This window comes from Trichococcus flocculiformis, assembly GCF_963662535.1.
Taxonomy (GTDB): Bacteria; Bacillota; Bacilli; order Lactobacillales; family Aerococcaceae; genus Trichococcus; species Trichococcus flocculiformis.
The window spans coordinates 717,501-744,307 of the sequence record NZ_OY759718.1 but is presented as its reverse complement, the minus strand read 5'-3'; the positions used below and the strand labels follow the sequence as shown (position 1 = coordinate 744,307).

Genomic DNA, 26,807 nt, shown 5'->3' with positions numbered 1-26,807 from the left:
TCCGATGTTTCTTTTCAGATTGTCTGCACAAATGAAACTGTTACCATCCAAGTATCGAATTCTGCTATGATAAGCATAAGAAACTGCAGTCATTTTTATATACCTTATTGTTTGGATGTTTTGAAACAAAGGAGGAGTGACAAGATGGATGAACATAAACATACGGAGCACACGCACACAGACCATACTCTAGAGGTCCCAAAACCGATCGATCCGCACGCTGGGCACGACCATTCGGGCCATCATATGGCCCCATCCCAGCCGGTTGCTGCCGAACCACAGTCAGAAAAGCACGCAGCTCATGCGCATACAGAGGCACATGAGCCTCAACTTAAACAGGCCGCTCCCTAGAGCCACGAACAGCATGAACAACATATGGCGCACGGTCCGGCCGGGCATGGCGCCACAGGGCATGCAGGCCACCACGAACAGATGGTGGCTGATTACAGGAAAAGATTTTGGATCGTATTGTTGCTGACCATCCCCGTCACTTTGTTGTCCCCAATGATCATGATGCTCTTCGGCTACCATTTTGAATTTCCCGGAGCCAATTTCATCGTATTTGGCTTGTCCAGCGTGATTTTCTTTTACGGCGGCAAACCGTTTCTGGAAAACGCTTGGCAGGAATGGAAAAGCCGTTCACTCGGCATGATGATGCTGATTTCCTTGGCGATCATTTCTGCGTATATCTACAGCACGTTCACCGCCTTCTTTATAGAAGGTTCGGACTTTTATTTTGAACTGGCGACCTTGATCCTGATCATGTTGCTGGGGCATTGGATCGAGATGAAATCCCAGATGGGGGCATCCAAAGCGTTGGAAGAACTCATCAAACTGATGCCGAAGCAAGCCCATCGGTTGGATGCGGCAGGGAATGTCGAAGAAGTGTCGATCGAAGCTCTCGTTCCGGGTGAGCGCATCCTTATCAAGCCTGGTGAAAAGGTCCCCTTAGACGGAAAAATCTACGAGGGCCTATCAACGGTTGACGAATCGATGCTGACAGGCGAATCAGTGCCTGTCGAAAAACAACCGGGCATGCAGGCCATCGGCGGCTCCATCAACGGATCAGGCGTCCTAAAGCTGATTGTGGAAAAAGTCGGGAATGAAACCTACTTGGCTCAGGTCATCAACATGGTTCAGGCAGCCCAGCAGCAGAAATCCAAATCGCAGGGTTTGGCCGACAAAGCGGCTGGCTGGCTATTCTATATCGCAGTCATCGCCGGTGCCCTCACTTTCCTTTATTGGATCTTCGCAGCCGACTTATCCTTCGCCTTGGAGCGGATGGTGACGGTCCTTGTCATCGCCTGCCCCCACGCACTCGGGCTGGCTGTTCCTTTGGTGAATGCGGTATCCACTTCGCTTGCCGCCCGAAACGGTTTGCTAATCCGCAACCGTACCCAATTCGAGGAGGCGCGCAATGTCGATCGGATCGTCTTCGACAAGACCGGTACCTTGACGGAAGGCAATTTCGGCGTAACCGACATCCTTCCCGCGGCAGGCGTCTCCGAGAAGGAATTGCTGACGTTGGCCTATTCTGCCGAGAGTCAATCGGAACACCCGATCGCAAAAGGAATCGTCCGTAAAGGGAAAGCAGAAGCTGTCACCCTCCTGCCGGCAACTGATTTTCAAAACCTCACTGGCCAAGGCTTGCAGGTCACTGTGGACGGCATGCAGATTGCTGTCGTCAGCCCCGGAACCTTGGACGAGCGCGGCATCGCATATGACAAGGAGACATTCACTGGCTTGGCCCAACAAGGCAAAACCGTTGTCTTCGTCCTGAAGGAAGGGAGCCTGCAGGGGATGATCGCCAACGCTGATATCATCCGTTCGTCATCGCAAGAAGTCGTGGCTGCCTTGAAAGAGCAAGGCATCGAAGCTATCATGCTGACTGGCGACAATAGCCGCGCAGCGCAATACGTGGGCGATCAGTTAGGGCTGGATCAAGTATTTGCGGAGGTGCTGCCTGCCGAGAAATCGGAACACATCGCCGCACTGAAATCCGGAAACAAAAAAGTCGCGATGGTCGGGGATGGCGTCAATGATGCGCCCGCTCTGGCGGAAGCTGATCTTGGTATTGCCATCGGCGCCGGAACGGATGTCGCCATCGAAACAGCCGACGTCATTCTGGTGGACAGCAATCCGAAAGACGTTTTGACCATCATCCGCTTATCCAAAGCAACCTACCGCAAAATGGTCGAAAATCTGATTTGGGCGGTAGGCTACAACGTGATCGCTATCCCGCTTGCCGCTGGCTTACTGAACAATCAAGGCATCGTCATCACTCCCGCCATCGGAGCGGCTGTCATGTCGATCAGCACCATCATCTGCGCGGTCAACGCCCGGCTGCTGAAGATTGAGTGATTCTCTGACATGCGCGCCTTCCTCACAGAAAATAGCAAAACTACATCCAATCTACACATTATCGCTGTACAATGATTGCATAAGAGAAGAAAAGGGGGGCTTTGCATGTTCGGCAGATGCCTACAATATTTTGGAGGTTTTGGTATGGGAGGCATGATGTTTATGGGTATTTTCTGGATCGCTCTGATCGTACTCGTCGTTTACTTGGTGAGTAAGCTCATGAACGACAAATCCAGTAAAGCTTCCACGGAAGAATCCGCTTTGGACATCCTGAAGAAGGAACTGGCGAAAGGGAACATTACCGAGGAAGAGTTCGACCGCAAGAAAAAACTGCTGTGATCCAAGACGAATACGCAACGAAGAGGCCGACTCAGTACAATGAGCCGGTCTCTTCGCAATTTAGCGGTATGGAGCGTTTTGATTCTGGATTCGGATTTGTGTTCATTCGCCGTTGGGATTCCCCGCCAAAGTGGTTTCGGCAGGTTCTTTCTGAGCATAAATTCAATTACTTTATGGAATCAAAAAAATGGATCAAAACCAGAAGAAATCATACTAGTTCTGATCCATCGGAAGCGTGACTGTGAACGTGGCTCCTTTGCCGACATCGCTGGCAACCCGCACAGTCCCGTTGTGCTTCTTGACGATGCTTTTGACGATGGCCAGACCGAGCCCTTGCCCTCCGGATCGGCTGTTGCGCGACGGCTCCGTCATATAGAAGCGCTCAAAAATCTTGTTCTGGTCTTCCGGATCGATGCCGATGCCGTCATCGGACACTTTCAGCACCGCTTGGTTACCCTCCTGATGGATTTCGAGATGGATACTCCCTTGCTTCGGAGTGAACTTGATCGCATTCGCCAAAAGATTCGTCAGCACTTGACTGATTTTGTCCTGATCCGCCGTTATCATCACCGGCTCCCCAGTAACCACCAAAATGATATTCTGTTTGGCGGCTGCAGCCGTAAAGTTCGTCGCGACTTTCTTGCTCAAAGCCTGCAGGTCAAAACGGCTGAATGCCAATTTCTCGTGACTGCTTTCCATTTCATTGATTTTATCGATATTCCCGATCAGGCGGGAAATCCGGTTCACTTCATCATAACAGATCTTCAAACGCTCGTTGCTCGGCTCCCAGATGCCGTCCAGCATCGCTTCCAGATTACCCTTCAACGTCGTAAGCGGGGTCCGGATTTCATGGGCGATGTCGGAAGAAAGGCGGTTCCGGATTTCCTGTTGGCTGTCCAGTTGACGGGAAAGACTGTCCACCGAACGGATCAGCGCATCGATCTCAACGATATTCGTTTCCTTCGGTGCCTGCTCCGTGTAGTTGCCTTTGGCGATTTCTCCCGTAAAACGGCTCACCGCAAAGACTGGCACACTTAACTTTCTGGCGATCCAGACAGCGAAAAACAGCGATAAGGCGAACGCAAACAGTGCTACAATCATCAGATTATTTCGGATGTCACTCACAAATGATACATCGTGTTCTGTATAGAGATACGTCCCCATCGTACCGATTTCCAGACTGCCGATTGTCCGGGAGCCCTCATCAAGTTCAACCGTGGTCACCGAATATTCGCTTTCTGTTCCGCCCATCATCTCGCTCATCTGCGACATATGGCTGGACATCATCTGGCGGTTTTCTTGTTCCTCCATCACGCTGGGGCTCCAAATCAGCCGGCCTTGACTATCGTAGACTTTCAGGACGATGTCGTCCTGCAACGCCTGCCTGCCGATGACCGCTATCGCATCCTCGTCCCAGCTCCCCGTTTGAGCAAAAACTGCCTCAATTTCATCTGTGTAGCCGGTTATTTCTTCCGTACGCCGTTCGCTGACATATTCCGAGAAGTGACTGTTCACCAACTGCATGCTGAACCATCCGAACAACCCGATGATGACGGTTGAAAAAAGCAAGAAGGAAAGGATCAGGTGCCAACTGATTGTCCGCCTCATCGCTTTCCTCCAAACCGGTAGCCGCTTCCCCGGACAGTCAAAATATAGATGGGCTGTTTCGGTTCCGGCTCTATCTTTTGTCTGATATTCTTGATATGCGTATCGATTACCCTGTCCAAACCTTCAAAATCCATCCCTTTTACGCTCTCCAGCAATTCTTCCCGCGTGAAGAGCCGGCTGGGATTCTTGGCCAACAAAGTCAACAGTTCATATTCGGTAGCCGTCAAGGCGACTTCCTGCTGCCGCGCGAAAACTTGCTTCGTTTTAGGATGAATGACCAACTGCCCGCCATCGAAGTTCCATTTGTCTTCAGCATCGGCTGGGGCAGCGCGCCTCAGCACCGTCTCGACCCGCGCCACCAGTTCCTTGGGGCTGAATGGTTTGACCATGTAATCATCGGCGCCTATCCGCAAGCCGCTCAGGATATCCTTTTCGGATGACCTTGCCGTCAGCATGATGATGGGCACATTGGATTCTTCGCGGATTTTGGTGCAGATATCTCCGCCTGTCATATCCGGCAGCATCAGATCCAACACGATCAGATCCGGATGGAAAGCATGAAATTTCTCCAACGCCTCCGCCCCGGACTCGGCACGGTACACTTGATATTTTTTGGCGGCCAGATAGGCCTCCACGATATCCAAAATATTTGGTTCATCATCCACGATCAAAACCTTCATGGGCATCCACCTCCATCTTATTTTTCCTGATCTTTATTGTACACTGACCTGTCCCATCATGCCATTGTCCTCATGCTCCAAAATATGACAGTGATACATGAAGACGCCCTGCTCAGAAAAAGTCACCGCCAGCCGGACCGTTTCGCCAGGATAAACGGCGACGGTGTCCTTAAAGCCTTGTTCATTCTGCGGCGGCTCTGCTCCATCACGCGAGAGCACCTGGAATTGGACGCCATGGATGTGGAAAGGATGGATCATGCTGCCCATCATATCCTGCGCATTGTGGACTTCCCAGATGACGGTTTCATTCAGGCGCTGTTCGGTATCGATCCGCTCCATATCGAACTGGCTGCCGTTGATGTTGACCATGAAGGACATGCTGCTCAACGTGAACCGTTGGACAGCCGCTCCCTCCGTCGTCAATTCAGTGATCTCATTCAAAGTTTGCGGGAGGGCCGTCTGTGCGTCCGTCTCCTCCGTGACATTCAAGGAAAGGACGGTTACATTCCCGTCCATCAATTTCAAAGTATCCCCTTCAGCGTACTCACTCAGGTCCACGATGATTTCCGCCCGTTCTCCGGGTGTCAATGTCACGGCTGTCAACGTTACGGGCTGTTCAAGAAAGCCGCCGTCGCTGGCGATCTGATGGAACTCCGCGCCATTTTCCAATCCGAATGTGTAATTGCGGGCATTCGAACCATTCACCAACCGCAAGCGGATTTGTTCATTTTTTACCTCAACGTAGGGATTGATGGTCCCGTTGATCAGCAAGGTATCGCCATAGGTACCGTCGGGATTGTAAGTCCCTGCGTAATCGAATTGATTGTCCGCATCGAAGGTCCGGTCCTGGATAATCAAAGGGAAGTCATTCACCCCATAGTCCTTCGGCAAATCCAATTGATCAGAATTGTCGTCCTCGACAAAGATCAATCCGGCCAGACCGGCATAGACCTGTTCAGCCGTCGTTCCTAAGGCATGCGGGTGGAACCACAACGTCGCCGCCTCCTGATTGACCGTGAAATCCACCTGCATCGTTTCATTCGGTCCGACCGGATGATGCGGCCCACCATCCATATCAGAAGGCAGCTTTACGCCATGCCAATGGAAAGAGGTTGCTTCGGCTAACTGGTTCTCGGTCTTGATATGCACCTCTTGGCCTTCACGCACGACCAAAACCGGTCCAAGATAAGAACCATTATAACCGAGCGTCTGCGTCGTTTTCCCTTCCAAGAAGGCAGTTTCCCCCGCTTGCGCTGTGACCGTATAGGTGATTTCGCTAGCGGATTCGGAATCCGGTTCCAATAGTTCCGGCAACTGCAGTGCAGTCATTGGCTGCCCACTTTCATCCAGTACGACAGACTGCTCTCCTCCCATCATATGCCCCATCCCGCTAAAATTCCCTGTGCTGCTCGAATCCGTATCAATAGTTGTTACCCGATTATCCCCGCTATTGAAAAACGTCGAGAAAAGATTGGCTGATACAAACAGCAACAACGCCAGCGAAGCAACCAAAGCGACAATCAACGAGGTTCTCCTGCTCATTTTAATCCGTCCTTCCTTTCTGACTCTTTTGTTGCCTTCATTATACATCCTTCATGTGTAGAACAGATGGATTTAGCAATCGTGTAGCCTCGAAACAATAAAAAAATCCCCTTCTGACATGAAACATCAGAAGGAGATAATTAATAATCCACACTCAACCGAAGAAAGCCAACAGGACACCGGCCGCGACAGCCGATCCGATGACGCCCGCCACATTCGGTCCCATCGCATGCATCAGCAAATAGTTGGAAGGGTTGTATTTGATGCCTTCCTTCTGCACGACCCGCGCAGCCATCGGTACGGCCGAAACACCGGCTGCCCCGATCAACGGATTCACTTTACCGTTCGTCAATTTGTACATCAGTTTACCCATCAGGACTCCGGCAGCGGTCCCAATCGAGAAAGCAAAAAGGCCAAGAACGATGATTTTTATGGTTGTCAGCGACAAGAACAACTCGCCGTTCGCCTTGGCTCCGACTGTTACCCCCAAAAGTATGGTGACGATGTACATCATGGCATTCTGCAGCGTTTCCGTCAGTTTCGGAACCTGACCGCTTTCCCGGATCAGATTACCCAGCATCAGCATCCCCACAAGCGCTGTGGCTGATGGGACGACCAGGCTGACGAAAATGGTGGTGACGATTGGGAACAAAATGCGTTCGTTTTTGGACACGGCGCGCATCTGCTTCATGACCGTTTGCCGCTCTTTTTCGGTCGTCAACAGGCGCATGATCGGCGGCTGGATGAGGGGAACCAAGGCCATATAGGAATAGGCCGCCAGCGCGATGACTGACAAGAGATGGTTGGCCAATTTTGTCGTCAAATAGATGGCAGTCGGTCCGTCTGCCCCACCGATGATGCCGACCGAAGCTGCTTCCTGGGGTGTCATTCCCAAGGCCAAGGCCCCGAAGAATGCCGCAAAGATACCGAACTGTGCTGCCCCGCCCAACAACAACGTTTTCGGATTGGCGATGAGCGGCCCGAAATCGGTCGCTGCCCCCAGACAGAGGAAGATCAAGGGCGGATAGATGCCCAGATTAGTACCTTGGTAGAGGTAATAGATCAGCCCTCCCGGTTCGCTTTCGGTAGGCGGCGTCATCAATCCGGCTAACGGCAGATTCACCAAGAGGATACCGAATGCGATTGGTATCAGCAAGTACGGTTCATAGCCCTTTTTGATGGCTAAATAAAGGAAAATGCAGGCAATGATGATCATAATGATTTCTTTATACGTAAGATTAACCAATCCGGATGTCCGGATCAGATCCGTCAAAGCTTGTACCATAGGAATCCCTCCCCTTCTAGAGAATCAGCAACGGTTGGTCGGATTCGACACTATCATTTGCTTTCACCAAAATACTTCTGATGATGCCATCCTTGTCCGCAACGATTTCATTCTCCATCTTCATGGCTTCGAGGACAATAAGGTTTTCACCTTTTTTTACTGTTTGACCTTCTTTTACGAGGATGCGCAAGATGGTCCCGGCCATCGGCGCCAGCATTGTTTTTCCCTCTGCTGGTGGAGCGGAATCCGCTGTATTTCTGCTGCTGCCGGCCTTAGGTTGCTCTGTCATGACTGCATCATCCGGCAACTCCCTTACTTTGACATGATACACTTGTCCGTCGATTTCGATTTCATACTTTTTCATAAAAAATCCTCCCTTTATAATCAGCAGATGGAATTTATTTGATACGCGTTACATCAACAATCTCGAACTTCTTGGCCGGATGGGCTTCATAAGCCGCGACCAATGCCGTGATTGCCGCTGCTTTAGCTCGTTGCTCATCCACACCCGAATCCAGCAGGACGGGCTGACTAGCTTCTTCGCGATCAATCGGTACTGTAGTTGCCGGTGCTGGTTCCGCTACCAGCTTATGCACCAGTTCGACCAAGAACCAAAGACTTGTCAAAACAGCAAACACGACGATCATCGCAACTACCGTGACAATCAGACCATCACCTAAATTGAATGTTTCCATTTTCCTCACCTCTTCCTCTTAGCTGCGATAGCGGGCTTGGATCCGAACCACTGTTTCCGTCGTCTCGCCTGGAGATGGCGCTTTTGTTTCTGCTTGTTCTTCTGGAATGGTCGGATAGTAGACTTCCTGCAGATACGCCTTTCCGACCTGAGGGAACAAAGCATAAGTCAATACGTCCTCGTCCGTACGCGCCAAGTCACCCAACTCCGCCTTCAATCTTTCGAACTCCGGCTCCAGATGGTCTGCCGGGCGATCCGTGATGACGGCATCATCCCCGATAATGCTGCGTCTGAACGCGTCGCTCACCGGGACCGGTGTCTTTCCGTATTTTCCGTGCAAGTAATCCTTCACTTCATTTGGGACCATTTTGTAACGTTCTCCCGTCAGAACATTGAAAACAGCCTGCGTCCCGACCATTTGGCTCATTGGGGTGACCAACGGCGGAAAGCCCAAGTCCGCTCTGACGCAGGGCACTTCCCGCAGCACAGCCTCGTACTTATCGCTGGCATTTGCCTGTTTGAGTTGCGAATTCAAGTTCGACAGCATTCCGCCCGGTACTTGATAGATGAGCGCTTTGGGATCGACTGACAGCATCTTTGGGTCCAGCACACCCGAAGCGATGTACTTGTCGCGAATCGGTTTGAAATAATCAGCAATCTCTTCCAATTTGGCAATGTCCAAGCCCGTACTGTATCCGAGTTCTTCAAGCACTAGCGCCATCGATTCGGTAGGCGGTTGACTTGTTCCTTCCGCAAAAGGCGAAATGGCACAGTCGATGATGTCCGCACCCGCTTCGATGGCAGCCATGTAGGTCATCTGTGAAACGCCGCTGGTGGCATGCGTGTGGATATTCAGCGGCACATCGATAACGGCTTTGATGGCCGGAATCAACTCTTTGGCTACTTTCGGCGTCAATATACCAGCCATATCCTTGATGCAGATTGAGTCTGCACCCATTTCAGTCAATTCCTTTGCCAAGTCGGTGTAAAATGGGATCGTGTGGACATCGCTGATGGTGTAACAGATCGTCAGTTGCGCATGGGCGCCGTATTTTTTGACGGCTTCAAGTGATGCCTTCAAGTTTCTCGTGTCATTCAAGGCATCAAAAATCCGAAAAATATCGATGCCATTCTCGACAGCTTTGCCTACAAAACGATCCACGATATCATCTGCATAATGGCGGTAGCCAATCAAGTTCTGTCCCCTAAGCAGCATCTGCAGCTTTGCATGCGGAGCACGCTTGCGGATTTGCCGCAGTCTTTCCCACGGATCTTCATGCAGAAAACGGATAGCCGCATCATAAGTGGCCCCGCCCCAGCACTCGAGCGCGTAATACCCGGCTTCATCCATTTTCTCAACAATCGGGAGCATGTCGTCCGTAGACATACGTGTCGCCATCAAGCTTTGATGCGCATCACGCAGAACGGTCTCAGTAAAAAGCACTTTTTTTTCTTTTTCCAATCCGAACACATCCATTCTTTTCTTTAGCGCTAAAATTGTAAGCGTTTTCTGTAGTTTTAGCTTACACTAAATTGACCGATATTTCAATCTGTAGATAAAAAATACGAGAAAGAATATAGAAACAATACACCTTCAATAGGGGGAAACCGTAAATAAAAAAGACTGCACCTTGGCAGTCTTTTTCTTAATTGTGTTTGTCACTACAATTTTGCTCAGTGTTTCATTTTACGTACAATTCCTGCAACTGCTCACAGATTTTTTCATAGGGCGTATCCGCCTGCAGCAAAGCTGCTGTCAGATAGGCGCCCTCCACAAATGCCGCATCGCAAATGATTAGGTTTTTTTCGGTCATTTCACTTACCAACTCAAGATTCATCTTGGCGCTGCCCAGATCATAAAAAGCAAATATTTCAGGCTCCTCCATTTCATTGAGCACTGCTATGACTTTATCAAAACTCGTGCCGATGCCGCCGCCTTCCGCTCCGCCGACCGCTTTCACGGTGACGTCCTTTGCTACCTGTTTCAGCAATCTGGTCAGCCCGTCAGCGAGCTCCGCAACATGTGAGACCAATAAGATGCCGTACTGTTCACTCATCGTACACACCCGCTTCCAGCATGGCCTCAAAGAAATAACCGCAGGAGGCTGCACCTGGATCGATATGGCCATTCAGTTGTTCCGACACATAGACCGCGCGTCCCTTTTTCGCCTGGAAATCCTTCGTGCTTGTGACATATTCATTGATTTTTTCCAACGTCAGACGCTTATTCCGGATGTCTTCCATGACCGGAATCCAAACATCAACCAAGGTCTTTTCCTTCAGTTCCGTAGGGCCGAACGTTTGGATGCCTTCAAGCCCGCTTGTCAGGCTGTCCATCAGATCGTTATCTTCTTGAAAAGCCTCCGACATATGCAGAAAGATTTGCCCATAAAGGAGTCCGGCTGCCCCGCCCGTTTTCTGGACGAAGGACATCCCGGCCATTTTGAACAGATCTGACACCCCTGCCTGAAGCCCTTCTGCCAATTTCCCCCTTAGGTCTTTCGCGCCCCGAAGCATATTGGCCCCGTGATCGCCGTCACCGATGGGTTCATCCAGCGTGTTCAGATACTTCTCATTTTTTTCCAGCTTTTCGATGAACAAGCTCAGCCACGATCTGACCGTCTCAACAGTCAACATTTACATCACCGCCTTGGATTCCTGGATCACATGCTTTCCACGCTACCTCTGCTTCCATTGTAAACGTTTTAATCAAAAACGACAATCCGGAGACTCATGGGGAGTAGCCTGCGGATTGTCTGATTCACTATTTTTTGCTGAGCATTTGCGCTGCTTCTTCGTCCAGTATCACGGTCACATCCTTGTGCGTCTGCAGAACGCTAGCAGGCAGTTCTTCTGTGATTGGTCCTTCCAACGCTGCTTTGATGGCAGCGGCTTTTTCTTTCCCGAAAGCCATCAGGATGATCTTTCTTGAAGAGAGGATCGATTGGATCCCCATCGAATAGGCAAACCGCGGGACATCCTTCTCATCCGCAAAGTAACGTTTATTGGAATCAATCGTGGATTGCCATAGTGCCACTTTCTGGGTACGGGAATCAAAAGATGTGCCCGGCTCGTTAAAACCGATATGCCCGTTCGTGCCGATGCCGAGAATCTGCACATCGATCGGATTCGCGGCGATGATTTCTTCGAATTGCGCGCATTCTTCCGTTTCATCCGCCAATCCGTCCAGCAGATAGTTTTTCTTGAACGGTTTTGCATCGAACAAATGCTTATGCATGAAATAGTGATAACTCTGCGGATTGTCTTCGGAAAGACCCATATATTCGTCCAGATTGATCGATGTCATCCCCGAAAAATCAAGATCACTTTCCCGCATGATCCGGTACAGCCTCTCCGGCGTGCTGCCGGTTGCCAACCCGAGCACTTTCGCACCTCTTTCCATTTCCTCGCGGATTTTTTCGAATGCGTAACGGCTTGCCTCTTCAGGAGTCGCTTTAATGATTATTTCCATGATCTGTAACCTACTTTCTGTTATTTTTGTATGCTGTCTGTCCATAACTGATTGTCCGCTCCACTGTGAATGTCTCCGAAAGCAGCACCATATCGGCATCTTTTCCCGGAGCGATACCCCCTTTTCGAACTAGACCGAATTCCCGGGCCTGATTGACCGAACTCATCTTTACCGCATCCAAGATGCTGCAGCCGGTAAAAGCGATGATGTTCCTGAAGGCATCCTGAAATTCCAGCACACTTCCTGCTAGATTTCCGCTTTCCAGACGGGCTTGGCCTTCTTTGACGATGACCTTCTGTCCGCCCAATTCACTGATGCCGTCGCCCATCCCTTTGGCGCGCATAGCATCGGTAATCAATTCGATGCGGTCTGCGCCCTTCTGTTTGAAGGCGATCTTCACCATTTCCGGATCGATATGCAGACCATCGACAATCATTTCCGCATAGATACCATCCTCCAGGAACGCATGTCCGGTCACACCGGGCTCACGGTGATGGAGTCCCCTTTGCGCATTGAAGAGATGGGTGACATGCGCTGCCTTGGATTTTCTCAGCTGGCTGCGAAGAGCATCCGAATGCCCGACCGAAAGCACGATGCGGTTATCGAGACAATACTTTTCGAATGCCGTCGCATCAGTGGTCTCCGGCGCATAGGTTACCAAACGGATCAAGCCGCCGCTCAAGTCCTGCCATTTGCGCATTAAGGCAGCATCCGGCAGTTTGATGTGTTCTTCCGGTTGCGCCCCTTTATGGACGACAGAAATGAATGGCCCTTCGAGGTGGATGCCTTGGATGACTGGATTTTTTTCTGAAGCCTTGCGGATGCCGATCAATGCCCTCTCGATATTTTCAGAAGATTGCGTCATCGTCGTCGGAAAATAGCTGGTGATCCCTTCCCGGTGCATCGCTGCAATCATCCGATTGATGTCTTCCGCATCACCGTCCATGTTGTCCACACCATATCCGCCATGACTGTGGACATCAATGAATCCGGGCACCAGTCTGCTTCCGGCTGCATCAATCACTTCTTCGCCTGATTCAGGAACGTACTCCGACATCTTTCCGACTGCGCTGATTTCTTTTTCAAACCGGACGAATCCATCAAAAATGACTGTTTCTCCGGTATAAACTTCTGCATGGATGATCACTCTTTTCATTTGTATCCCCCTCTTTGATCGTGAACTTTTTTCACTGTCCACTTGCATGACTCAAACAGCACATCGCGCTATTCTGTTTTTTTTGAATAACCTTGCACATTTGCTCTCGTCAGATCCATATTGTATTGGAAATCATGGTCCTGCAACAGGAAGGTCGAAATCACATCGATCAGGTACATCATCCCGAACTGCGTGTTGACGAACACCGTGTTGTTGACGAAACGCGAGTGATAACCGAAGCACGTGACATCCGCCAGTTTCGTCAGCGAACTGTTTTTGAAGCTCGTCAGGGCGATGATCTTCGCTTTTTTCTTCTTCGCGATCTCCAAAGATGCAATCAGTTCAGGGGTCTCTCCCGAATTTGAAATGGCGATCACCAATTCGCCCTCCTTGATGATCGAACTGTTGATGATCATCAGGTGGGAATCCGTAACCCCCGTAGTATTCAGCCCCATCCGGATCAAGCGTTGCGCCAATTCCGCGGCCGTGAAACCGGAACTGCCGATGCCGTAGATGACTGTTTTGTTTGCGTTTTTGATCCAATCACCAACCGTTTCGATTGCCTGATCCTCGATCATCTGATTGGTTTCATCGATGACTTGTGTATAATAGCCATAAATATCGTCATAGACGGTCGGCATTTCTTTCGAAGGATGACCGCTCGCCAATGAACGCAGCGCAATCTTCATGTCCACAAACCCATCGATGTTGATGCGTTTACAGAACCGGGTGATGCTGGAAGTCGAGGTATCCGCCTTCGCTGCCAAATCCTTGATGTTCATATTTTTGATGGATGCTTTGTTCTGCAGAATGTAATCCGCAATCTTTTTCTCGTTCGCGGAAAAAGTAGAATACTGATTCTGTATTTCTTCGATGATTGTCATTTACTTGTTGCCTCCGCCTGCTTTGCGCAACCACCAAAAGCGCACTGCGCATTTCTTCCCTTCGCCTTTTCCCTCTATGCTGATAGAATAACACATGAAAATAGTTTTTTCAATTATTATTTACTGAAAATTATTTTCTTTAACTTATCTATTGGAGACACTTTTAGACAGCAGAAAGCCGCCCCCTTCCGAGAGCGGCTTCCTTCATAAGCAGATGCTTCAGATTATGTTCCGGTCCAATACGCTTCTTTTTTCCATTTCCAGGATGATAAAATATGCCATCCCGGCTCCGATGGCGGAACTGATCGCGAAGCTCGGCAGGAAGAGCATCAGTGCAGCTTCCATGCCCATAAAGAACTGCGCCAGCAAAGTGCTCACCAACGAGCCCAGAATTCCGGTGCCAATCCATTCACCCAGTGCCGCGTAACCGAGCTTTTGCGTTCTGGCATAAAACAGACCTGCGCAAACAGCTCCAATCATGCTGCCAGGAAAGGCAAATATGGTTCCCGTCCCCAACAGGTTGCGCAGCAAGGATACGCTGAAGGCTTGCAGGACGGCATACCCCGGTCCTAACCAGACAGCGGTCAATACGTTCAAAAGATGTTGCACCGGCGCTACTTTTGCCAGTCCGATCGGAATGACGAAGATGCTGTTGCTGACCACCCCCATGGCGATGATCAAGGCAGTGGTGACTAATTTCTTTGTGTTCATACTATTTTCCCCTTTTCAGTTTGATTTATTATTTTTGCATCTTGCTCTTTCCTAACTGTTTCCCCTCCTCCCTGAATTGAACGAAAATAAAAAGACACCTCCCCTGAGATGTCTTGGATATACGTACGGACTCCAGACCGAGCTCAGTTCCCTCCGCCAGTACGAACTGGATCAGGTTTGAAGGGTTCCGACAGTTTCGGTCTCAGCGCTCGCGCGCACCCCTACTGAAAATAAAAAACGCTATATGATCTGATGCGAAAATCAGAAAATATAACGTTTTGATGTCTATTATGCGAATAGTCAAACGCCACATTCCCTCCGCTAGTATGAACTAGATCAGGTACAAAGAGTTCCGGCAATGCCGGTCTCAGCGCAATAGCGCACCCCCAGTGTTTCTCATTTGATTCTAACCAATAATCCGCGGAAACGCAACCCTATTCTGAAGCTTTCTCTCCCGCAGCGCTCGGATCCAACACAATGGCTTTTCCGAAACTGTCCTGGCTCTGCAAAAAGGCATGGGCTTGGGCAACCTCTTCGAGCGGGAAGACTCGCTCGGGATCCACAGCAATGCCTTTTTCTTCAATGTACTCCAGCAGTTCATTCACCTTCTCGCCGGAGACGTCACTCGAATGGAAAGTAGTCAAGTAGCTGTTATGCTTCAATTCCATGATGGGATCGAAATCCTCCAGGAACCATTTCCCGCCCAGTTGACCGGTGCTGCAGACAACGCCGCCTTCCCGGATATGGGAAAGGCTGTCCTTGATCGTCGCAGGGCCGATCAATTCCAGAATTTTGTCGAAAGTCTCTTCCGTTTCCAACACGCCGTTGCGGTCTTCGACGTAGTCGGTGAAGCCGGCTTCTTTCAATCTCTCACCCTTTTCGGCTTTCCGCGTGCTCCCATAAATCCTGATATCCGGGAATTGGGCTTTGACCAACTTGGCAAAGGCAACCCCTACTCCGCTCGTTGCACCCCGAACCAAAATTTGATCGGATGCTTGGATCCTCAGATTCTTCATGGAACCGAAAGCCGTATAGTAGGTTTCCGGAATGGCCGCCAGTTGGGCCCAGGGCAAATCGGTGTGGATGGGGTAGATTTGGTCATTCGGCAACAGGACATATTCCGCATAACTCCCGTCGAAGGCCCTCCCCATCTCTCCCATGATCGACACCACTTTTTGACCGAGAGGCAATTTCTCTTCGTCGCTCGAACGCTCCACTATCCCTACGCATTCAATCCCTAAAATGCGGGGAAATTTGACCAAGGGGGATTTCCCCTCCCGCGTAAAGATTTCCGAATGGTTGATGCCGAAGCCCATGACCTTCACGAGCGACCAGCCTTCCCGGATTTCCGGAAGCGGAACTTCCTGATGCACCAGTTTTTCCGGTCCGCCCGCTTCATGCACTACGACTGCCTTCATTTCTCCGACTTCCTTTCTTATTTTCATAGCGACAGCATGCAGCTGGGTCTTCCCGATTGCGTACCGCAAAATTTCTTGTAGGCACAGGAGTCGCACAAAGTCACGGCATCTGTTTGAAAAAGCGGCACCGATTCGCCCTGGGCAACCTCCGTCAGTTGAACCGAAACCGCACGCCCTTCATAAGACAGGCCGGATTTCTTTGCCTGCTCCTGCTGCTTTCTTTTGTCCAAAATTTCATACTTCCGTCCGTTCTTCACAAAATGATTCCCGGTTTCGATGAATTCGAAGTTCACATGCTGGTCCACGCAATCTTGGTGCATCCTGTGCACCCATTCATAATGGCATTCCCTTGCCCCATCATAGTTTTCCCCGCCAACGATGACGCGTTCGATTTTTCCGGACGACAAATGCTTCGTCAAGTCGATTTCGCCGATCAACGGTGCGGCCATGATGCCTCGGTGTTTGAAAGGCAGATCCAGGAGTACCGGGATCCGCCTATCGGCCATCTTTTGGTTTTCGGCAGAGACATTCATCCACACGTTTTCCCAACCGTCTCCCCAATTTTCAGGAAGGCAATCTTTCACGCGTTCGATTCTTTTCGTCAACAAGTAGAACAGCACGTCCGAACGCTTCTCAATCATCTTCCAGACTTCCCCGCGCCACTCGTCCGCTTCCTCAAGAAAGAAGTCAGAAGTCATGCAGACGCGTATCGTGGAACCAGGAGGTATGACAAAGTCGCCGCGCCGGTTTCTTTTCAACGGTCGATCGAAGCTGCTCTGGACTTTATAAATCAGCGCGCCATCTTTTCCTCGTTGACTATCCAAATGAAACATATAACAATTTTGGCATCCCGGGCTGACCTTTTTGCAGCCGTGCCACGGGTTCCAGATATCACTCAAGCGACCACTCCTTTGAAAAGATCAGGCAAATCTCCGTCGCAACGCGTTCTCAAGTAAGTACAGGATGACATTGACAAGCAGACACAACAACATCGACAGCACAGTGCCCCACAACAGTTTTACGACGCTGAATGTCCGCAAGCCATCGAAAAGGACAGTTCCCAACCCGCCCGCATTGATCGTTGCGGCGATGGTTGCGATGCCGATTGTGGAGGTCGCAGCGATCCGTATCCCTGCGATGATTGATGACATTGCCAACGGCAGTTGGATTTTCCGGAACATTTGATTCCTCGTCATGCCCATCCCTCCAGCGGCTTCGATGATTGTCGGATCGATCTCCTTGATCCCTGCGGAAAAACTGCGCAACAGGACATATTGGCAATAAATCACCAATACGATGATGGCCGTGTTCCTTCCCAGTCCCGTCAACGGAATCAAGATGGCAAATAGAGCAAGACTCGGGATCGAATAAAGCAAAGAGGTCAGATAGATCAAGCCGTTCATCACGCGTTCCTGATGCATGCAGGCCAGGATTATGCCACTAGCGATGAGGATGGCGATCGTCAGCGTCGTCCCCACTAATTCGATATGCTGCATCGTGGCAAGCAACAGTTTTTCATGGTAAGTATTCCAGTATGCAATCATTTCAGCTCACTCCAAAATGCCTCTTGTTCCTTTACGGTGGCAATCAAATTTGCGACAAACTCCGTTTTCGGATTGCGCATGATTTCCCTCGGTGCATCAAATTGACAAATCTTGCCTTTGTCCATTACCAGCACTCTCGTCCCCAGCTTGAACGCCTCATTGATGTCGTGGGTGACCAGCACAAAGGTTTTGTCTCCCAATTCTTTGTGGATCTTTTGCAGTTCATTCTGCAGTTGTAGGCGCGTGATTGCATCGACCGCTCCAAATGGTTCATCCAGCAGCATCACTTTCGGATTGGCGGCAAGCGCCCTCGCAACGCCGATACGCTGTTGCTGACCGCCGGATAATTGTTTCGGCTTTCTGTCGGCAAACACATTCGGATCCAGTTGGACAAGCTCCAGCAATTCTTTGACGCGGGCTTGGATTTCCTTCTTGTCCCACTTCAGCAGTTCCGGGACTGTCGCGATGTTTTGGGCAACGGTCATGTGCGGAAACAGACCGATTTGTTGGACGACATAACCGATTTTCCGTCTAAGATCCACTTCGTTCATTCCGCTGATGTCCTCTCCGAAGAAGGTTATGTTCCCTTCATCTTCACGGATCAACCGGTTGATCATTTTTAAAGTCGTCGTTTTGCCGGAGCCGGAAGAACCCAGGACAGTGATGAACTCCCCCTCCTTAATTTCAAAAGAGATATCATCGACTGCCTTCGTGCCCCCTTCCCCGTAGAGCTTCGTCACATTTTTGAATTCTATCGCGGTTTGCTCCATGCGGCCTCAACGCCTCCTTATTTTATCGAATCAAAGTACTCTTTCGCGACCGCTTCATATTCTTGTCCATCGACGTCCACTTTAGCATTCAGATTCGTCATAGTCTCCGTATCCAAAGTACTGCTGATGTTGTTCAGAATTTCCGCAATGTCAGGATTCACTTCCAACACTTCATTTCGGATTACTGGAGCCAAGTTATAAGGCGGCCAGAATTTTTTATCATCCACCAAGACGGTAAATTCTTCTTTATTTGTCAGTTGTCCTTCTGTCGTATAGGCCGGAGCGACATCCGCTTCATCATTTTTCAAGACTTCATATTTCAAACTGTTGTCGTAGACTGTCGAACTCTTCCAATTGAATTCTCCGTATGCTTTGGTCAAACCAGGAAGGCCATCTTCCCTCAGATCGAATTCACCTTGGGATGCAAAACGCAGCTCTGAAGCATTTTCCTGCAGATCGGAAATGGTCTCAATGCCGTATTTTTCGGCTACGCTCGTTTTGATGACCAGACCAGCGCTGTCGTTGGCTTGCGCATAATCCAACCAGGTCAGATCGAACTGCTCATCATATTCTGCTTTGATTGTGTCATAGACTTTCTGCGGATCGGTTTCTATCTCCATTTCCAGTACTACCAACAGGCCTGTCCCTGTATACTCCGGATAAAGGTCGATTTCATCATTGGTGATCGATGTGTGAACAACCGAGCTGGCAATATTCGGAATTCTTTCAACCTCATAGCCGGCATCTTCCAAAGCCAACGCATAAATTTCCGAAACAACCAAGTTTTCGGTGAAGTCCTTTGAACCCACGCGGATGGCTGTATCTTCCGTGCTGCTATCGCTTCCGCCAGTCAGGCCTGAACAACCTGAGACCATAAGTGTTACGGCCAACATTGCAATCGTACTGATGATATTTTTTCTTTTCATTTAATTGATGCTCCTTTTAATTATGTAATCAAGAAAGATGCTTGTCGTGAAGGCAATCATCGCTACCGATACTCCTCCAATGATAAGCAAATCCATCCTGTTCAAACCCAATCCTGTAAAAATCAGTGTCCCCAAACCACCCGCACCGATGTATGTAGCCAGCGTCGCACTCGAGATAATTTCCACCAACGCCAGTTTCACGCCGGTCATCACAAAAGGAAAAGCCAGCGGAATCTTCACCCTTTTCAGGAGCTCCCGATCGGTCATCCCCAACCCCTTCCCCGTTTCGATCATCACAGCGGGGACTTCCAGGAATCCGACCGTTGTGTTGACTAATATCGGCGGGATACCCAACAACACCAATGCGATCAACGCTGGAGCCCTTCCGACCCCAATAATGGAGATCAACAAAAAGAGGACCGCCAAACTGGGGATGATCCGCAAGGCTTGGGAACTGAGGGTGATCATCTGGCTGAGTTTCCGGTGCTTGTGGCTGATGTATCCCAGCGGAATACCGATCAGACAAGAAATTCCGATTGCCTGGATACTCAATCCAAGGTGTTGGTAAACGTAAATCAAATATTGACTGAAATTCTCTTGAAAGTATTGCAGTATGTCATCAATTAGCATTTTGGACCTCCTCTCATTTTAAACAACGATCCGAAAAATCTGCCATCTCGCTAAATACCTTCAAACTCGCTGTACCGCTGCTCGTCAAGGAATAATAGCAGTTTCTGTCGTCCTCAATCTTATTGACCACAATCGTATCCATTTGCAGTCTCCACAGACTGGTGACCACACTTTCTTTTTTTTCACCCGTCATTAGGACGATATCATTGCAGCTCATTGTCGGATAGCAAAGGAACAGGTACATTATGGCAATCTTGATATCAGTGTCAAAGGTTGCCGCAAATACTAATAAAGGATCTATCATGACCTGCATTCCGCCTCCTTCAAAACATTCACATCGATAATTACCGCTGAATAAACTTCTTCGCACATGAACTACTGTCATGGTGGCCCCTTCGTGTTTGCGCTCCTTACTTAATGCCTCCCTGATAATACTCTTTTTGACTGCTGATGGATGGGTTCCCATACTCTAACTATAACCATAAAGATGCGCCCGTAAAAGTACGCACTTTTTTATCAGGTACTTACCTTTTTGTAAGCTACAGCTACAATGATACCTACAACAAAAAATTGTAAAAAAAAATCCCTTTTGAAGCATTATAACGCTTCAAAAGGGAGTATGAAAATGATACAACTTTTGGCACCCGTATGGGATCACAGAAAAGGTCGGATTTGCAACCCGCTTTCCTACTTCCTATGCTGGCTTATTTTTGTTCCAAGAGATTATTTTTGATATAATCCGTTCCCCAATCACTCATGCTGTTGATGATCGGTCTTAGGGAGTCACCAAGATCGGTTAATGAATATTCCACGCGGGGTGGCACTTCAGGAAATACTTCCCGTTTAACAATCCCATCAGACTCCATTTTCCGGAGATTTTCAGTCAATACTTTTTGGCTGATGCCATCAACCAATCGGTGCATTTCATTAAAACGCTTGGTTCCCGTCAATAATTCGCGCATTATCAGCAGTTTCCATTTATTTCCGATCAGATCGACGGTTGTCGCAACCGGGCAGAATGGCAATTCTTCTTTGGTCAGCATCTTTTCCACCTCATAGATAGTAAGTTTCTTTTTGTAAGTTACAACGAATTATATACTTGAAATAAAACAATTTCAAATATTCCTTTCAGTTTCGGGTGTAACTATGCAAAAAAACAGGCTTCCAACGATGATGTCATCGTCAGGAGCCTGTTTTGTGTGATACCGGCGGCCGGGGTCGAACCGGCACGCCCTTGCGGGCACTGGATTTTGAGTCCAGCGCGTCTGCCAATTCCGCCACGCCGGCATGATATGAAGAATGCAATTTTCCATCTTACTCATGGAAAGGCGGTAACCGGATTTGAACCGGTGATAGAGGTTTTGCAGACCTGTGCCTTACCACTTGGCTATACCGCCGAGATGTTGCTATTTGAAAATGTTTGAAAAAACTGGGCTAGCTGGATTCGAACCAACGAATGACAGAGTCAAAGTCTGTTGCCTTACCGCTTGGCGATAGCCCAATAAAGAGGGCGACCGATGGGAATTGAACCCACGAATGCCGGATCCACAAACCGGTGCGTTAACCACTTCGCCACGATCGCCATCATAAGAATGGAGGGAGGCAGATTCGAACTGCCGAACCCGAAAGAGCGGATTTACAGTCCGCCGCGTTTAGCCACTTCGCTATCCCTCCATCATATAAAAAAATGGTCCGAGACGGATTCGAACCGCCGACACCTTGAGCTTCAATCAAGTGCTCTACCAACTGAGCTATCAGACCAGAATAAAATTGTAAAAACGGCTCCGACGGGATTTGAACCCGCGATCTCCTGCGTGACAGGCAGGCATGTTGACCCCTACACCACGGAACCAATGGAGGTTGACGGGATCGAACCGCCGACATCCTGCTTGTAAGGCAGACGCTCTCCCAGCTGAGCTAAACCTCCAGGTGTAGAAACACTGTGAGCTAACGCTCAAGTGTATCATGTCTGTAAAACAGCTGAAGCTGTAACAGCCATGACAATGATCCGTACGGGAATCGAACCCGTGTTACCGCCGTGAAAGGGCGGTGTCTTAACCGCTTGACCAACGGACCATGTTTTTTTATTTTTTTGATAAAGCTACGGAGAAGGAGGGATTTGAACCCTCGCGCCGCGTTAACGACCTACACCCTTAGCAGGGGCGCCTCTTCAGCCACTTGAGTACTTCCCCATAACAAGAAATTTTCTGTTAATATTGTTGCTTTATCAATGGGCCTAAATGGACTCGAACCATCGACCTCACGCTTATCAGGCGTGCGCTCTAACCAGCTGAGCTATAGGCCCTTCTTAAAAAAAGCGGGTGAGGAGAATCGAACTCCCGACATCAGCTTGGAAGGCTGGGGTTTTACCACTAAACTACACCCGCATGGCGGCTCCGACGGGATTTGAACCCGCGATCTCCTGCGTGACAGGCAGGCATGTTGACCCCTACACCACGGAACCATGCGTTAAAAAAGTAACACTGTGGACTTGCATCCAATTGCGGGGACAGGACTTGAACCTGTGACCTCCGGGTTATGAGCCCGGCGAGCTGCCAACTGCTCCACCCCGCGATAATAATAAGGAAACACTGTGAGCTTTCGCTCAAGTGTATCATGTCTGTAATGTCGCTAAAGCGCCAACAGCCATGACAATACAATGGCCTGAGGCCACTAAAGGAGGATAAGGGATTCGAACCCTTGCGCGCTTTTACACGCCTGACGGTTTTCAAGACCGTTCCCTTCAGCCGGACTTGGGTAATCCTCCATAAGCTGATAAATTTTTTCATGGACCTTGCAGGACTCGAACCTGCGACCGGACGGTTATGAGCCGTCTGCTCTAACCAACTGAGCTAAAGGTCCGCAGCAAGGTATAATAGCGGCGAAGGGGGTCGAACCCATGACCTCCCGGGTATGAACCGGACGCTCTAGCCATCTGAGCTACACCGCCAAAAATGAAAAATGGAGCCTAGCGGGATCGAACCGCTGACCTCCTGCGTGCAAGGCAGGCGCTCTCCCAGCTGAGCTAAGGCCCCGTGAAGATTGTTGAATCGGGAAGACAGGATTCGAACCTGCGACCCCTTGGTCCCAAACCAAGTGCTCTACCAAGCTGAGCTACTTCCCGGTGATAATTATGTAAAAATGCACCCAACAGGAGTCGAACCTGTAACCGCTTGATTCGTAGTCAAGTACTCTATCCAATTGAGCTATGGGTGCAAAAGATAGTGCAGAGCACTATCAAAAAATTGAAGCGGAAGACGGGGTTCGAACCCGCGACCCCCACCTTGGCAAGGTGATGTTCTACCACTGAACTACTTCCGCGAATGGTGCCGGCTAAAGGATTCGAACCCTCGACCCTCTGATTACAAATCAGATGCTCTACCAACTGAGCTAAGCCGGCGTATTCAATTAATGCGGGTGAAGGGACTCGAACCCCCACACCTTGCGGCGCTAGACCCTGATTCTAGTGCGTCTGCCAATTCCGCCACACCCGCAAATGAGTTATGCAGGGCTCGAACCTGCGACCCTCTGATTAAAAGTCAGATGCTCTACCAACTGAGCTAATAACTCATCCTAAGAAAAAAACTCCGCAAGTAGGACTCGAACCTACGACATCATGATTAACAGTCATGCGCTACTACCAACTGAGCTATTGCGGAATAATTAACTATACAAAAAAAGCGCGGCAACGTCCTAGTCTCACAAAGGGAAACCCTTCACTACAATCGGCGCTAAGAAGCTTAACTTCTGTGTTCGAGATGGGAACAGGTGTGACCTTCTTGCCATCGTCACCGCACATTTTTAATTAGAGAACATTGTTCTCTCAAAACTGAATCTACAAAAGTAAAGGGATTCCGAAAACACCGCTTGAGTTTTCTTCTTTTTAAAAATTGGTTAAGTCCTCGACCGATTAGTATTGGTCCGCTCCATACATCGCTGTACTTCCACTCCCAACCTATCTACCTGATCATCTCTCAGGGGTCTTACTCACTTAAAGTGATGGGAAATCTCATCTTGAGGGGGGCTTCACGCTTAGATGCTTTCAGCGTTTATCCCGTCCACACATAGCTACCCAGCGATGCTCTTGGCAGAACAACTGGTACACCAGCGGTGTGTCCATCCCGGTCCTCTCGTACTAAGGACAGCTCCTCTCAAATTTCCAACGCCCGCGACGGATAGGGACCGAACTGTCTCACGACGTTCTGAACCCAGCTCGCGTACCGCTTTAATGGGCGAACAGCCCAACCCTTGGGACCGACTACAGCCCCAGGATGCGATGAGCCGACATCGAGGTGCCAAACCTCCCCGTCGATGTGAACTCTTGGGGGAGATAAGCCTGTTATCCCCAGGGTAGCTTTTATCCGTTGAGCGATGGCCCTTCCATGCGGAACCACCGGATCACTAAGCCCGACTTTCGTCCCTGCTCGACTTGTAGGTCTCGCAGTCAAGCTCCCTTCTGCCTTTACACTCTACGAATGATTTCCAACCATTCTGAGGGAACCTTTGGGCGCCTCCGTTACATTTTTGGAGGCGACCGCCCCAGTCAAACTGCCCGTCTGACACTGTCTCCCTGCTCGCTAAGAGCAGCGGGTTAGAGTGGTCATATCACAAGGGTAGTATCCCACCGTTGCCTCCTCCGAGACTGGCGTCCCGGTATCTTCGGCTCCTACCTATCCTGTACATGTGATACAAACACGCAATATCAAACTGCAGTAAAGCTCCATGGGGTCTTTCCGTCCTGTCGCGGGTAACCAGCATCTTCACTGGTACTATAATTTCACCGAGTCTCTCGTTGAGACAGTGCCCAAATCGTTACGCCTTTCGTGCGGGTCGGAACTTACCCGACAAGGAATTTCGCTACCTTAGGACCGTTATAGTTACGGCCGCCGTTTACTGGGGCTTCAATTCAAAGCTTCGCTTGCGCTAACCTCTCCTCTTAACCTTCCAGCACCGGGCAGGCGTCAGCCCCTATACGTCATCTTTCGATTTTGCAGAGACCTGTGTTTTTGATAAACAGTCGCTTGGGCCTATTCACTGCGGCTGACCTTGCGGTCAGCACCCCTTCTCCCGAAGTTACGGGGTCATTTTGCCGAGTTCCTTAACGAGAGTTCTCTCGCACACCTTAGGATTCTCTCCTCAACTACCTGTGTCGGTTTGCGGTACGGGCAGTTACTTTCTCACTAGAAGCTTTTCTTGGCAGTGTGACATCAGGAACTTCGCTACTAAATTTCGCTCCCCATCACAGCTTGTCCTTGAGAGAAAAAGCATTTCACTCGTTCTCAGACTTGCTGCTTGGACACACATTTCCGATCGTGTGCATTCCTTAGCCTCCTGCGTCCCTCCATCGCTCAAACAAAAGCAACTGGTACAGGAATATCAACCTGTTGTCCATCGCCTACGCCTATCGGCCTCAGCTTAGGTCCCGACTAACCCTGGGAGGACGAGCCTTCCCCAGGAAACCTTAGTTATTCGGTGGACGGGATTCTCACCCGTCTTGCGCTACTCATACCGGCATTCTCACTTCTAAGCGCTCCACCAGTCCTCACGATCTGGCTTCGATGCCCTTAGAACGCTCTCCTACCACGGAACCCATTGGGTTCCATCCACAGCTTCGGTGATCTGTTTAGCCCCGGTAAATTTTCGGCGCAGGGTCACTCGACTAGTGAGCTATTACGCACTCTTTAAATGATGGCTGCTTCTGAGCCAACATCCTAGTTGTCTGTGCAACCCCACATCCTTTTCCACTTAACAGATACTTTGGGACCTTAGCTGGTGGTCTGGGCTGTTTCCCTTTTGACTACGGATCTTATCACTCGTAGTCTGACTCCCGGATCTAAATCAATGGCATTCGGAGTTTATCTGAATTCGGTAACCCGAGAAGGGCCCCTAGTCCAAACAGTGCTCTACCTCCATGATTCGCATATCCGAGGCTAGCCCTAAAGCTATTTCGGAGAGAACCAGCTATCTCCAAGTTCGATTGGAATTTCTCCGCTACCCACACCTCATCCCCGCACTTTTCAACGTGCGTGGGTTCGGTCCTCCAGTGCGTATTACCGCACCTTCAACCTGGACATGGGTAGGTCACTTGGTTTCGGGTCTACGACCTCATACTTATTCGCCCTATTCAGACTCGCTTTCGCTGCGGCTCCGTCTTTTCAACTTAACCTCGCATGAAATCGTAACTCGCCGGTCCATTCTACAAAAGGTACGCCATCACCCATTAACGGGCTTTGACTACTTGTAGGCACACGGTTTCAGGTACTGTTTCACTCCCCTTCCGGGGTGCTTTTCACCTTTCCCTCACGGTACTGGTTCACTATCGGTCACTAGGGAGTATTTAGCCTTGGGAGATGGTCCTCCCGGATTCCGACGGAATTTCTCGTGTTCCGCCGTACTCAGGATACTGGTAGAGCTGATTTGGATTTCGCATACGGGGCTATTACCCTATGTTGCGCAACTTTCCAGTTGGCTTCTGCTATCCATTGCAGTCTCATGTCCCAGTCCTACAACCCCAAAGAGCAAGCTCTTTGGTTTGGGCTTTTCCCGTTTCGCTCGCCGCTACTAAGGGAATCGAATTTTCTTTCTCTTCCTGCAGGTAATGAGATGTTTCAGTTCCCTGCGTGTTCCTCGATACACCTATGTATTCAGTGTAACGTAATATCCTATCAAAGATATTGGGTTGCCCCATTCGGAAATCTCCGGATCAAAGCTTACTTACAGCTCCCCGGAGCATATCGGTGTTAGTCCCGTCCTTCATCGGCTCCTAGTGCCTAGGCATCCACCGTGC

The 26,807-nt window shown here is 49.7% G+C and carries 23 protein-coding genes, 25 tRNA genes, 2 rRNA genes and 2 riboswitches (1 of these 52 only partly in view); of the genes, 2 read left to right on the top strand and 48 right to left on the bottom strand.

All coding sequences use genetic code 11. From position 1 onward, the window contains the following. Positions 1 to 375 precede the first annotated feature (375 nt). Positions 376 to 2,361: a copper-translocating P-type ATPase gene (locus ACKPCD_RS03895; RefSeq protein WP_321434052.1), complete on the top strand. Its 1,986-nt coding sequence runs from the start codon at positions 376 to 378 to the stop codon at positions 2,359 to 2,361. Between the two features lie 144 nt (positions 2,362 to 2,505). Further along, the gene (locus ACKPCD_RS03890) at positions 2,506 to 2,700 is read left to right on the top strand and encodes an SHOCT domain-containing protein (protein WP_321434051.1); all 195 of its coding nucleotides are present in this window, start codon (positions 2,506 to 2,508) and stop codon (positions 2,698 to 2,700) included. A gap of 213 nt (positions 2,701 to 2,913) precedes the next feature. Here the strand turns inward: ACKPCD_RS03890 and ACKPCD_RS03885 are convergent, their stop codons facing one another. From ACKPCD_RS03885 to ACKPCD_RS03650, 48 genes are all read right to left on the bottom strand, one after another. Continuing rightward, the gene (locus ACKPCD_RS03885; protein WP_321434050.1) at positions 2,914 to 4,308 is read right to left on the bottom strand and encodes a sensor histidine kinase; all 1,395 of its coding nucleotides are present in this window, start codon (positions 4,306 to 4,308) and stop codon (positions 2,914 to 2,916) included. Then, on the bottom strand, positions 4,305 to 4,988 hold the full coding sequence (locus ACKPCD_RS03880; RefSeq protein WP_321434049.1) for a response regulator transcription factor: 684 nt from the start codon (positions 4,986 to 4,988) through the stop codon (positions 4,305 to 4,307). Before ACKPCD_RS03880 ends, ACKPCD_RS03885 begins: the two co-directional genes overlap by 4 nt. 33 nt (positions 4,989 to 5,021) lie before the next feature. Next, positions 5,022 to 6,530, bottom strand: coding sequence for a multicopper oxidase family protein (locus tag ACKPCD_RS03875; RefSeq protein ID WP_321434048.1), 1,509 nt, complete (start codon positions 6,528 to 6,530; stop codon positions 5,022 to 5,024). A gap of 154 nt (positions 6,531 to 6,684) precedes the next feature. Then, positions 6,685 to 7,815: a sodium ion-translocating decarboxylase subunit beta gene (locus ACKPCD_RS03870; protein WP_321434047.1), complete on the bottom strand. Its 1,131-nt coding sequence runs from the start codon at positions 7,813 to 7,815 to the stop codon at positions 6,685 to 6,687. Positions 7,816 to 7,831: 16 nt separating this feature from the next. Then, positions 7,832 to 8,179 (bottom strand): biotin/lipoyl-containing protein, encoded by a 348-nt coding sequence (locus ACKPCD_RS03865; RefSeq protein ID WP_321434046.1) that lies wholly within the window; start codon positions 8,177 to 8,179, stop codon positions 7,832 to 7,834. 34 nt (positions 8,180 to 8,213) lie between these two features. Next, positions 8,214 to 8,510 carry an OadG family transporter subunit gene (locus ACKPCD_RS03860; RefSeq protein WP_321434534.1) on the bottom strand — a complete coding sequence of 99 codons (297 nt, stop codon included), beginning with the start codon at positions 8,508 to 8,510 and terminating at the stop codon, positions 8,214 to 8,216. An 18-nt stretch (positions 8,511 to 8,528) separates the two neighbouring features. After that, the gene (locus tag ACKPCD_RS03855; protein ID WP_321434045.1) at positions 8,529 to 9,971 is read right to left on the bottom strand and encodes an oxaloacetate decarboxylase subunit alpha; all 1,443 of its coding nucleotides are present in this window, start codon (positions 9,969 to 9,971) and stop codon (positions 8,529 to 8,531) included. A gap of 220 nt (positions 9,972 to 10,191) precedes the next feature. Further along, complete coding sequence (gene dhaM, locus ACKPCD_RS03850; RefSeq protein ID WP_068561662.1) at positions 10,192 to 10,566, bottom strand: dihydroxyacetone kinase phosphoryl donor subunit DhaM; 375 nt, start codon at positions 10,564 to 10,566, stop codon at positions 10,192 to 10,194. Next, positions 10,559 to 11,146 (bottom strand): dihydroxyacetone kinase subunit DhaL, encoded by a 588-nt coding sequence (gene dhaL / locus ACKPCD_RS03845; protein ID WP_321434044.1) that lies wholly within the window; start codon positions 11,144 to 11,146, stop codon positions 10,559 to 10,561. Before dhaL ends, dhaM begins: the two co-directional genes overlap by 8 nt. Positions 11,147 to 11,273: 127 nt before the next feature. After that, positions 11,274 to 11,981 (bottom strand): glucosamine-6-phosphate deaminase, encoded by a 708-nt coding sequence (gene nagB, locus ACKPCD_RS03840; RefSeq protein WP_321434043.1) that lies wholly within the window; start codon positions 11,979 to 11,981, stop codon positions 11,274 to 11,276. A gap of 10 nt (positions 11,982 to 11,991) precedes the next feature. Continuing rightward, a complete protein-coding gene (gene nagA / locus ACKPCD_RS03835) occupies positions 11,992 to 13,137 on the bottom strand; it encodes an N-acetylglucosamine-6-phosphate deacetylase (RefSeq protein WP_321434042.1) in 1,146 nt (381 codons plus the stop codon). A 68-nt stretch (positions 13,138 to 13,205) separates the two neighbouring features. Continuing rightward, positions 13,206 to 14,021: a MurR/RpiR family transcriptional regulator gene (locus ACKPCD_RS03830; protein ID WP_321434041.1), complete on the bottom strand. Its 816-nt coding sequence runs from the start codon at positions 14,019 to 14,021 to the stop codon at positions 13,206 to 13,208. 219 nt (positions 14,022 to 14,240) lie between these two features. Then, entirely contained in the window at positions 14,241 to 14,732 is a 492-nt protein-coding gene (gene thiW, locus ACKPCD_RS03825; protein ID WP_321434040.1) for an energy coupling factor transporter S component ThiW, read from the bottom strand. Positions 14,733 to 14,863: 131 nt separating this feature from the next. Then, positions 14,864 to 14,965: riboswitch (TPP riboswitch) on the bottom strand. A gap of 62 nt (positions 14,966 to 15,027) precedes the next feature. Beyond that, a riboswitch (TPP riboswitch) is annotated at positions 15,028 to 15,130 on the bottom strand. 36 nt (positions 15,131 to 15,166) lie between these two features. Continuing rightward, a complete protein-coding gene (locus ACKPCD_RS03820; protein WP_321434039.1) occupies positions 15,167 to 16,150 on the bottom strand; it encodes a zinc-binding dehydrogenase in 984 nt (327 codons plus the stop codon). Positions 16,151 to 16,173: 23 nt separating this feature from the next. Further along, positions 16,174 to 17,049: a DUF5131 family protein gene (locus ACKPCD_RS03815; protein ID WP_321434038.1), complete on the bottom strand. Its 876-nt coding sequence runs from the start codon at positions 17,047 to 17,049 to the stop codon at positions 16,174 to 16,176. 21 nt (positions 17,050 to 17,070) lie between these two features. Then, the gene (locus ACKPCD_RS03810) at positions 17,071 to 17,694 is read right to left on the bottom strand and encodes an ABC transporter permease (protein ID WP_321434037.1); all 624 of its coding nucleotides are present in this window, start codon (positions 17,692 to 17,694) and stop codon (positions 17,071 to 17,073) included. After that, positions 17,691 to 18,464, bottom strand: a complete 774-nt coding sequence (locus ACKPCD_RS03805; protein ID WP_068561671.1) for an ABC transporter ATP-binding protein — start codon at positions 18,462 to 18,464, stop codon at positions 17,691 to 17,693. Before ACKPCD_RS03805 ends, ACKPCD_RS03810 begins: the two co-directional genes overlap by 4 nt. 17 nt (positions 18,465 to 18,481) lie before the next feature. Further along, a complete protein-coding gene (locus ACKPCD_RS03800; RefSeq protein WP_321434036.1) occupies positions 18,482 to 19,390 on the bottom strand; it encodes a glycine betaine ABC transporter substrate-binding protein in 909 nt (302 codons plus the stop codon). Further along, complete coding sequence (locus tag ACKPCD_RS03795) at positions 19,391 to 20,020, bottom strand: ABC transporter permease (protein ID WP_321434035.1); 630 nt, start codon at positions 20,018 to 20,020, stop codon at positions 19,391 to 19,393. It lies immediately after the preceding gene. Positions 20,021 to 20,033: 13 nt separating this feature from the next. Beyond that, on the bottom strand, positions 20,034 to 20,324 hold the full coding sequence (locus ACKPCD_RS03790; protein WP_276641010.1) for a hypothetical protein: 291 nt from the start codon (positions 20,322 to 20,324) through the stop codon (positions 20,034 to 20,036). Between the two features lie 400 nt (positions 20,325 to 20,724). Then, a complete protein-coding gene (locus ACKPCD_RS03785; RefSeq protein ID WP_068561675.1) occupies positions 20,725 to 21,063 on the bottom strand; it encodes a winged helix-turn-helix transcriptional regulator in 339 nt (112 codons plus the stop codon). Positions 21,064 to 21,223: 160 nt separating this feature from the next. Continuing rightward, positions 21,224 to 21,307, bottom strand: a tRNA-Leu gene (locus ACKPCD_RS03780). Positions 21,308 to 21,346: 39 nt separating this feature from the next. Beyond that, positions 21,347 to 21,417 (bottom strand) — tRNA-Cys (locus ACKPCD_RS03775). 32 nt (positions 21,418 to 21,449) lie between these two features. After that, positions 21,450 to 21,521: transfer RNA gene (locus ACKPCD_RS03770), tRNA-Gln, on the bottom strand. 8 nt (positions 21,522 to 21,529) lie between these two features. Further along, a tRNA-His gene (locus tag ACKPCD_RS03765) sits at positions 21,530 to 21,602 on the bottom strand. An 11-nt stretch (positions 21,603 to 21,613) separates the two neighbouring features. Further along, positions 21,614 to 21,694, bottom strand: a tRNA-Tyr gene (locus ACKPCD_RS03760). A 14-nt stretch (positions 21,695 to 21,708) separates the two neighbouring features. Further along, positions 21,709 to 21,781, bottom strand: a tRNA-Phe gene (locus ACKPCD_RS03755). An 18-nt stretch (positions 21,782 to 21,799) separates the two neighbouring features. Next, a tRNA-Asp gene (locus ACKPCD_RS03750) sits at positions 21,800 to 21,872 on the bottom strand. 2 nt (positions 21,873 to 21,874) lie between these two features. Then, positions 21,875 to 21,947, bottom strand: a tRNA-Val gene (locus ACKPCD_RS03745). A 77-nt stretch (positions 21,948 to 22,024) separates the two neighbouring features. After that, positions 22,025 to 22,096: transfer RNA gene (locus ACKPCD_RS03740), tRNA-Glu, on the bottom strand. A gap of 28 nt (positions 22,097 to 22,124) precedes the next feature. Further along, a tRNA-Ser gene (locus ACKPCD_RS03735) sits at positions 22,125 to 22,212 on the bottom strand. A 39-nt stretch (positions 22,213 to 22,251) separates the two neighbouring features. After that, a tRNA-Ile gene (locus ACKPCD_RS03730) sits at positions 22,252 to 22,325 on the bottom strand. An 11-nt stretch (positions 22,326 to 22,336) separates the two neighbouring features. After that, positions 22,337 to 22,407 (bottom strand) — tRNA-Gly (locus ACKPCD_RS03725). A 1-nt stretch (position 22,408) separates the two neighbouring features. Beyond that, a tRNA-Asp gene (locus ACKPCD_RS03720) sits at positions 22,409 to 22,484 on the bottom strand. Positions 22,485 to 22,521: 37 nt separating this feature from the next. Further along, a tRNA-Met gene (locus ACKPCD_RS03715) sits at positions 22,522 to 22,594 on the bottom strand. Positions 22,595 to 22,697: 103 nt separating this feature from the next. Continuing rightward, positions 22,698 to 22,787 (bottom strand) — tRNA-Ser (locus tag ACKPCD_RS03710). A gap of 21 nt (positions 22,788 to 22,808) precedes the next feature. Continuing rightward, a tRNA-Ile gene (locus tag ACKPCD_RS03705) sits at positions 22,809 to 22,882 on the bottom strand. Positions 22,883 to 22,896: 14 nt separating this feature from the next. Further along, positions 22,897 to 22,970, bottom strand: a tRNA-Met gene (locus tag ACKPCD_RS03700). A 12-nt stretch (positions 22,971 to 22,982) separates the two neighbouring features. Continuing rightward, a tRNA-Ala gene (locus tag ACKPCD_RS03695) sits at positions 22,983 to 23,055 on the bottom strand. 15 nt (positions 23,056 to 23,070) lie between these two features. Beyond that, a tRNA-Pro gene (locus tag ACKPCD_RS03690) sits at positions 23,071 to 23,144 on the bottom strand. Positions 23,145 to 23,162: 18 nt separating this feature from the next. After that, a tRNA-Arg gene (locus ACKPCD_RS03685) sits at positions 23,163 to 23,236 on the bottom strand. A 33-nt stretch (positions 23,237 to 23,269) separates the two neighbouring features. Beyond that, positions 23,270 to 23,341 (bottom strand) — tRNA-Gly (locus tag ACKPCD_RS03680). A gap of 3 nt (positions 23,342 to 23,344) precedes the next feature. After that, positions 23,345 to 23,420: transfer RNA gene (locus ACKPCD_RS03675), tRNA-Thr, on the bottom strand. A 12-nt stretch (positions 23,421 to 23,432) separates the two neighbouring features. After that, positions 23,433 to 23,514, bottom strand: a tRNA-Leu gene (locus ACKPCD_RS03670). A 3-nt stretch (positions 23,515 to 23,517) separates the two neighbouring features. After that, positions 23,518 to 23,590: transfer RNA gene (locus tag ACKPCD_RS03665), tRNA-Lys, on the bottom strand. Between the two features lie 15 nt (positions 23,591 to 23,605). Next, positions 23,606 to 23,679 (bottom strand) — tRNA-Asn (locus ACKPCD_RS03660). 21 nt (positions 23,680 to 23,700) lie between these two features. Further along, positions 23,701 to 23,816: ribosomal RNA gene (rrf, locus tag ACKPCD_RS03655) — 5S ribosomal RNA — on the bottom strand. 94 nt (positions 23,817 to 23,910) lie between these two features. Continuing rightward, positions 23,911 to 26,807, bottom strand: a 23S ribosomal RNA gene (locus tag ACKPCD_RS03650) (it continues 18 nt past the right edge of the window).

Bases quoted from the DNA above. Each gene is read 5' to 3' on its own strand.
- dhaM (WP_068561662.1), bottom strand. From the start codon at position 10,566: ATGAGTGAACAGTACGGCATCTTATTGGTCTCACATGTTGCGGAGCTC.
- ACKPCD_RS03870 (WP_321434047.1), bottom strand. From the start codon at position 7,815: ATGGTACAAGCTTTGACGGATCTGATCCGGACATCCGGATTGGTTAAT.
- ACKPCD_RS03830 (WP_321434041.1), bottom strand. From the start codon at position 14,021: ATGACAATCATCGAAGAAATACAGAATCAGTATTCTACTTTTTCCGCG.
- ACKPCD_RS03820 (WP_321434039.1), bottom strand. From the start codon at position 16,150: ATGAAGGCAGTCGTAGTGCATGAAGCGGGCGGACCGGAAAAACTGGTG.
- ACKPCD_RS03860 (WP_321434534.1), bottom strand. From the start codon at position 8,510: ATGGAAACATTCAATTTAGGTGATGGTCTGATTGTCACGGTAGTTGCG.
- nagB (WP_321434043.1), bottom strand. From the start codon at position 11,981: ATGGAAATAATCATTAAAGCGACTCCTGAAGAGGCAAGCCGTTACGCA.
- ACKPCD_RS03890 (WP_321434051.1), top strand. From the start codon at position 2,506: ATGGGAGGCATGATGTTTATGGGTATTTTCTGGATCGCTCTGATCGTA.
- ACKPCD_RS03810 (WP_321434037.1), bottom strand. From the start codon at position 17,694: ATGATTGCATACTGGAATACTTACCATGAAAAACTGTTGCTTGCCACG.
- ACKPCD_RS03790 (WP_276641010.1), bottom strand. From the start codon at position 20,324: ATGATAGATCCTTTATTAGTATTTGCGGCAACCTTTGACACTGATATC.
- thiW (WP_321434040.1), bottom strand. From the start codon at position 14,732: ATGAACACAAAGAAATTAGTCACCACTGCCTTGATCATCGCCATGGGG.
- ACKPCD_RS03875 (WP_321434048.1), bottom strand. From the start codon at position 6,530: ATGAGCAGGAGAACCTCGTTGATTGTCGCTTTGGTTGCTTCGCTGGCG.
- ACKPCD_RS03785 (WP_068561675.1), bottom strand. From the start codon at position 21,063: ATGCTGACCAAAGAAGAATTGCCATTCTGCCCGGTTGCGACAACCGTC.
- ACKPCD_RS03805 (WP_068561671.1), bottom strand. From the start codon at position 18,464: ATGGAGCAAACCGCGATAGAATTCAAAAATGTGACGAAGCTCTACGGG.
- ACKPCD_RS03795 (WP_321434035.1), bottom strand. From the start codon at position 20,020: ATGCTAATTGATGACATACTGCAATACTTTCAAGAGAATTTCAGTCAA.
- ACKPCD_RS03880 (WP_321434049.1), bottom strand. From the start codon at position 4,988: ATGAAGGTTTTGATCGTGGATGATGAACCAAATATTTTGGATATCGTG.
- ACKPCD_RS03800 (WP_321434036.1), bottom strand. From the start codon at position 19,390: ATGAAAAGAAAAAATATCATCAGTACGATTGCAATGTTGGCCGTAACA.
- ACKPCD_RS03895 (WP_321434052.1), top strand. From the start codon at position 376: ATGGCGCACGGTCCGGCCGGGCATGGCGCCACAGGGCATGCAGGCCAC.
- dhaL (WP_321434044.1), bottom strand. From the start codon at position 11,146: ATGTTGACTGTTGAGACGGTCAGATCGTGGCTGAGCTTGTTCATCGAA.
- ACKPCD_RS03865 (WP_321434046.1), bottom strand. From the start codon at position 8,179: ATGAAAAAGTATGAAATCGAAATCGACGGACAAGTGTATCATGTCAAA.
- nagA (WP_321434042.1), bottom strand. From the start codon at position 13,137: ATGAAAAGAGTGATCATCCATGCAGAAGTTTATACCGGAGAAACAGTC.
- ACKPCD_RS03885 (WP_321434050.1), bottom strand. From the start codon at position 4,308: ATGAGGCGGACAATCAGTTGGCACCTGATCCTTTCCTTCTTGCTTTTT.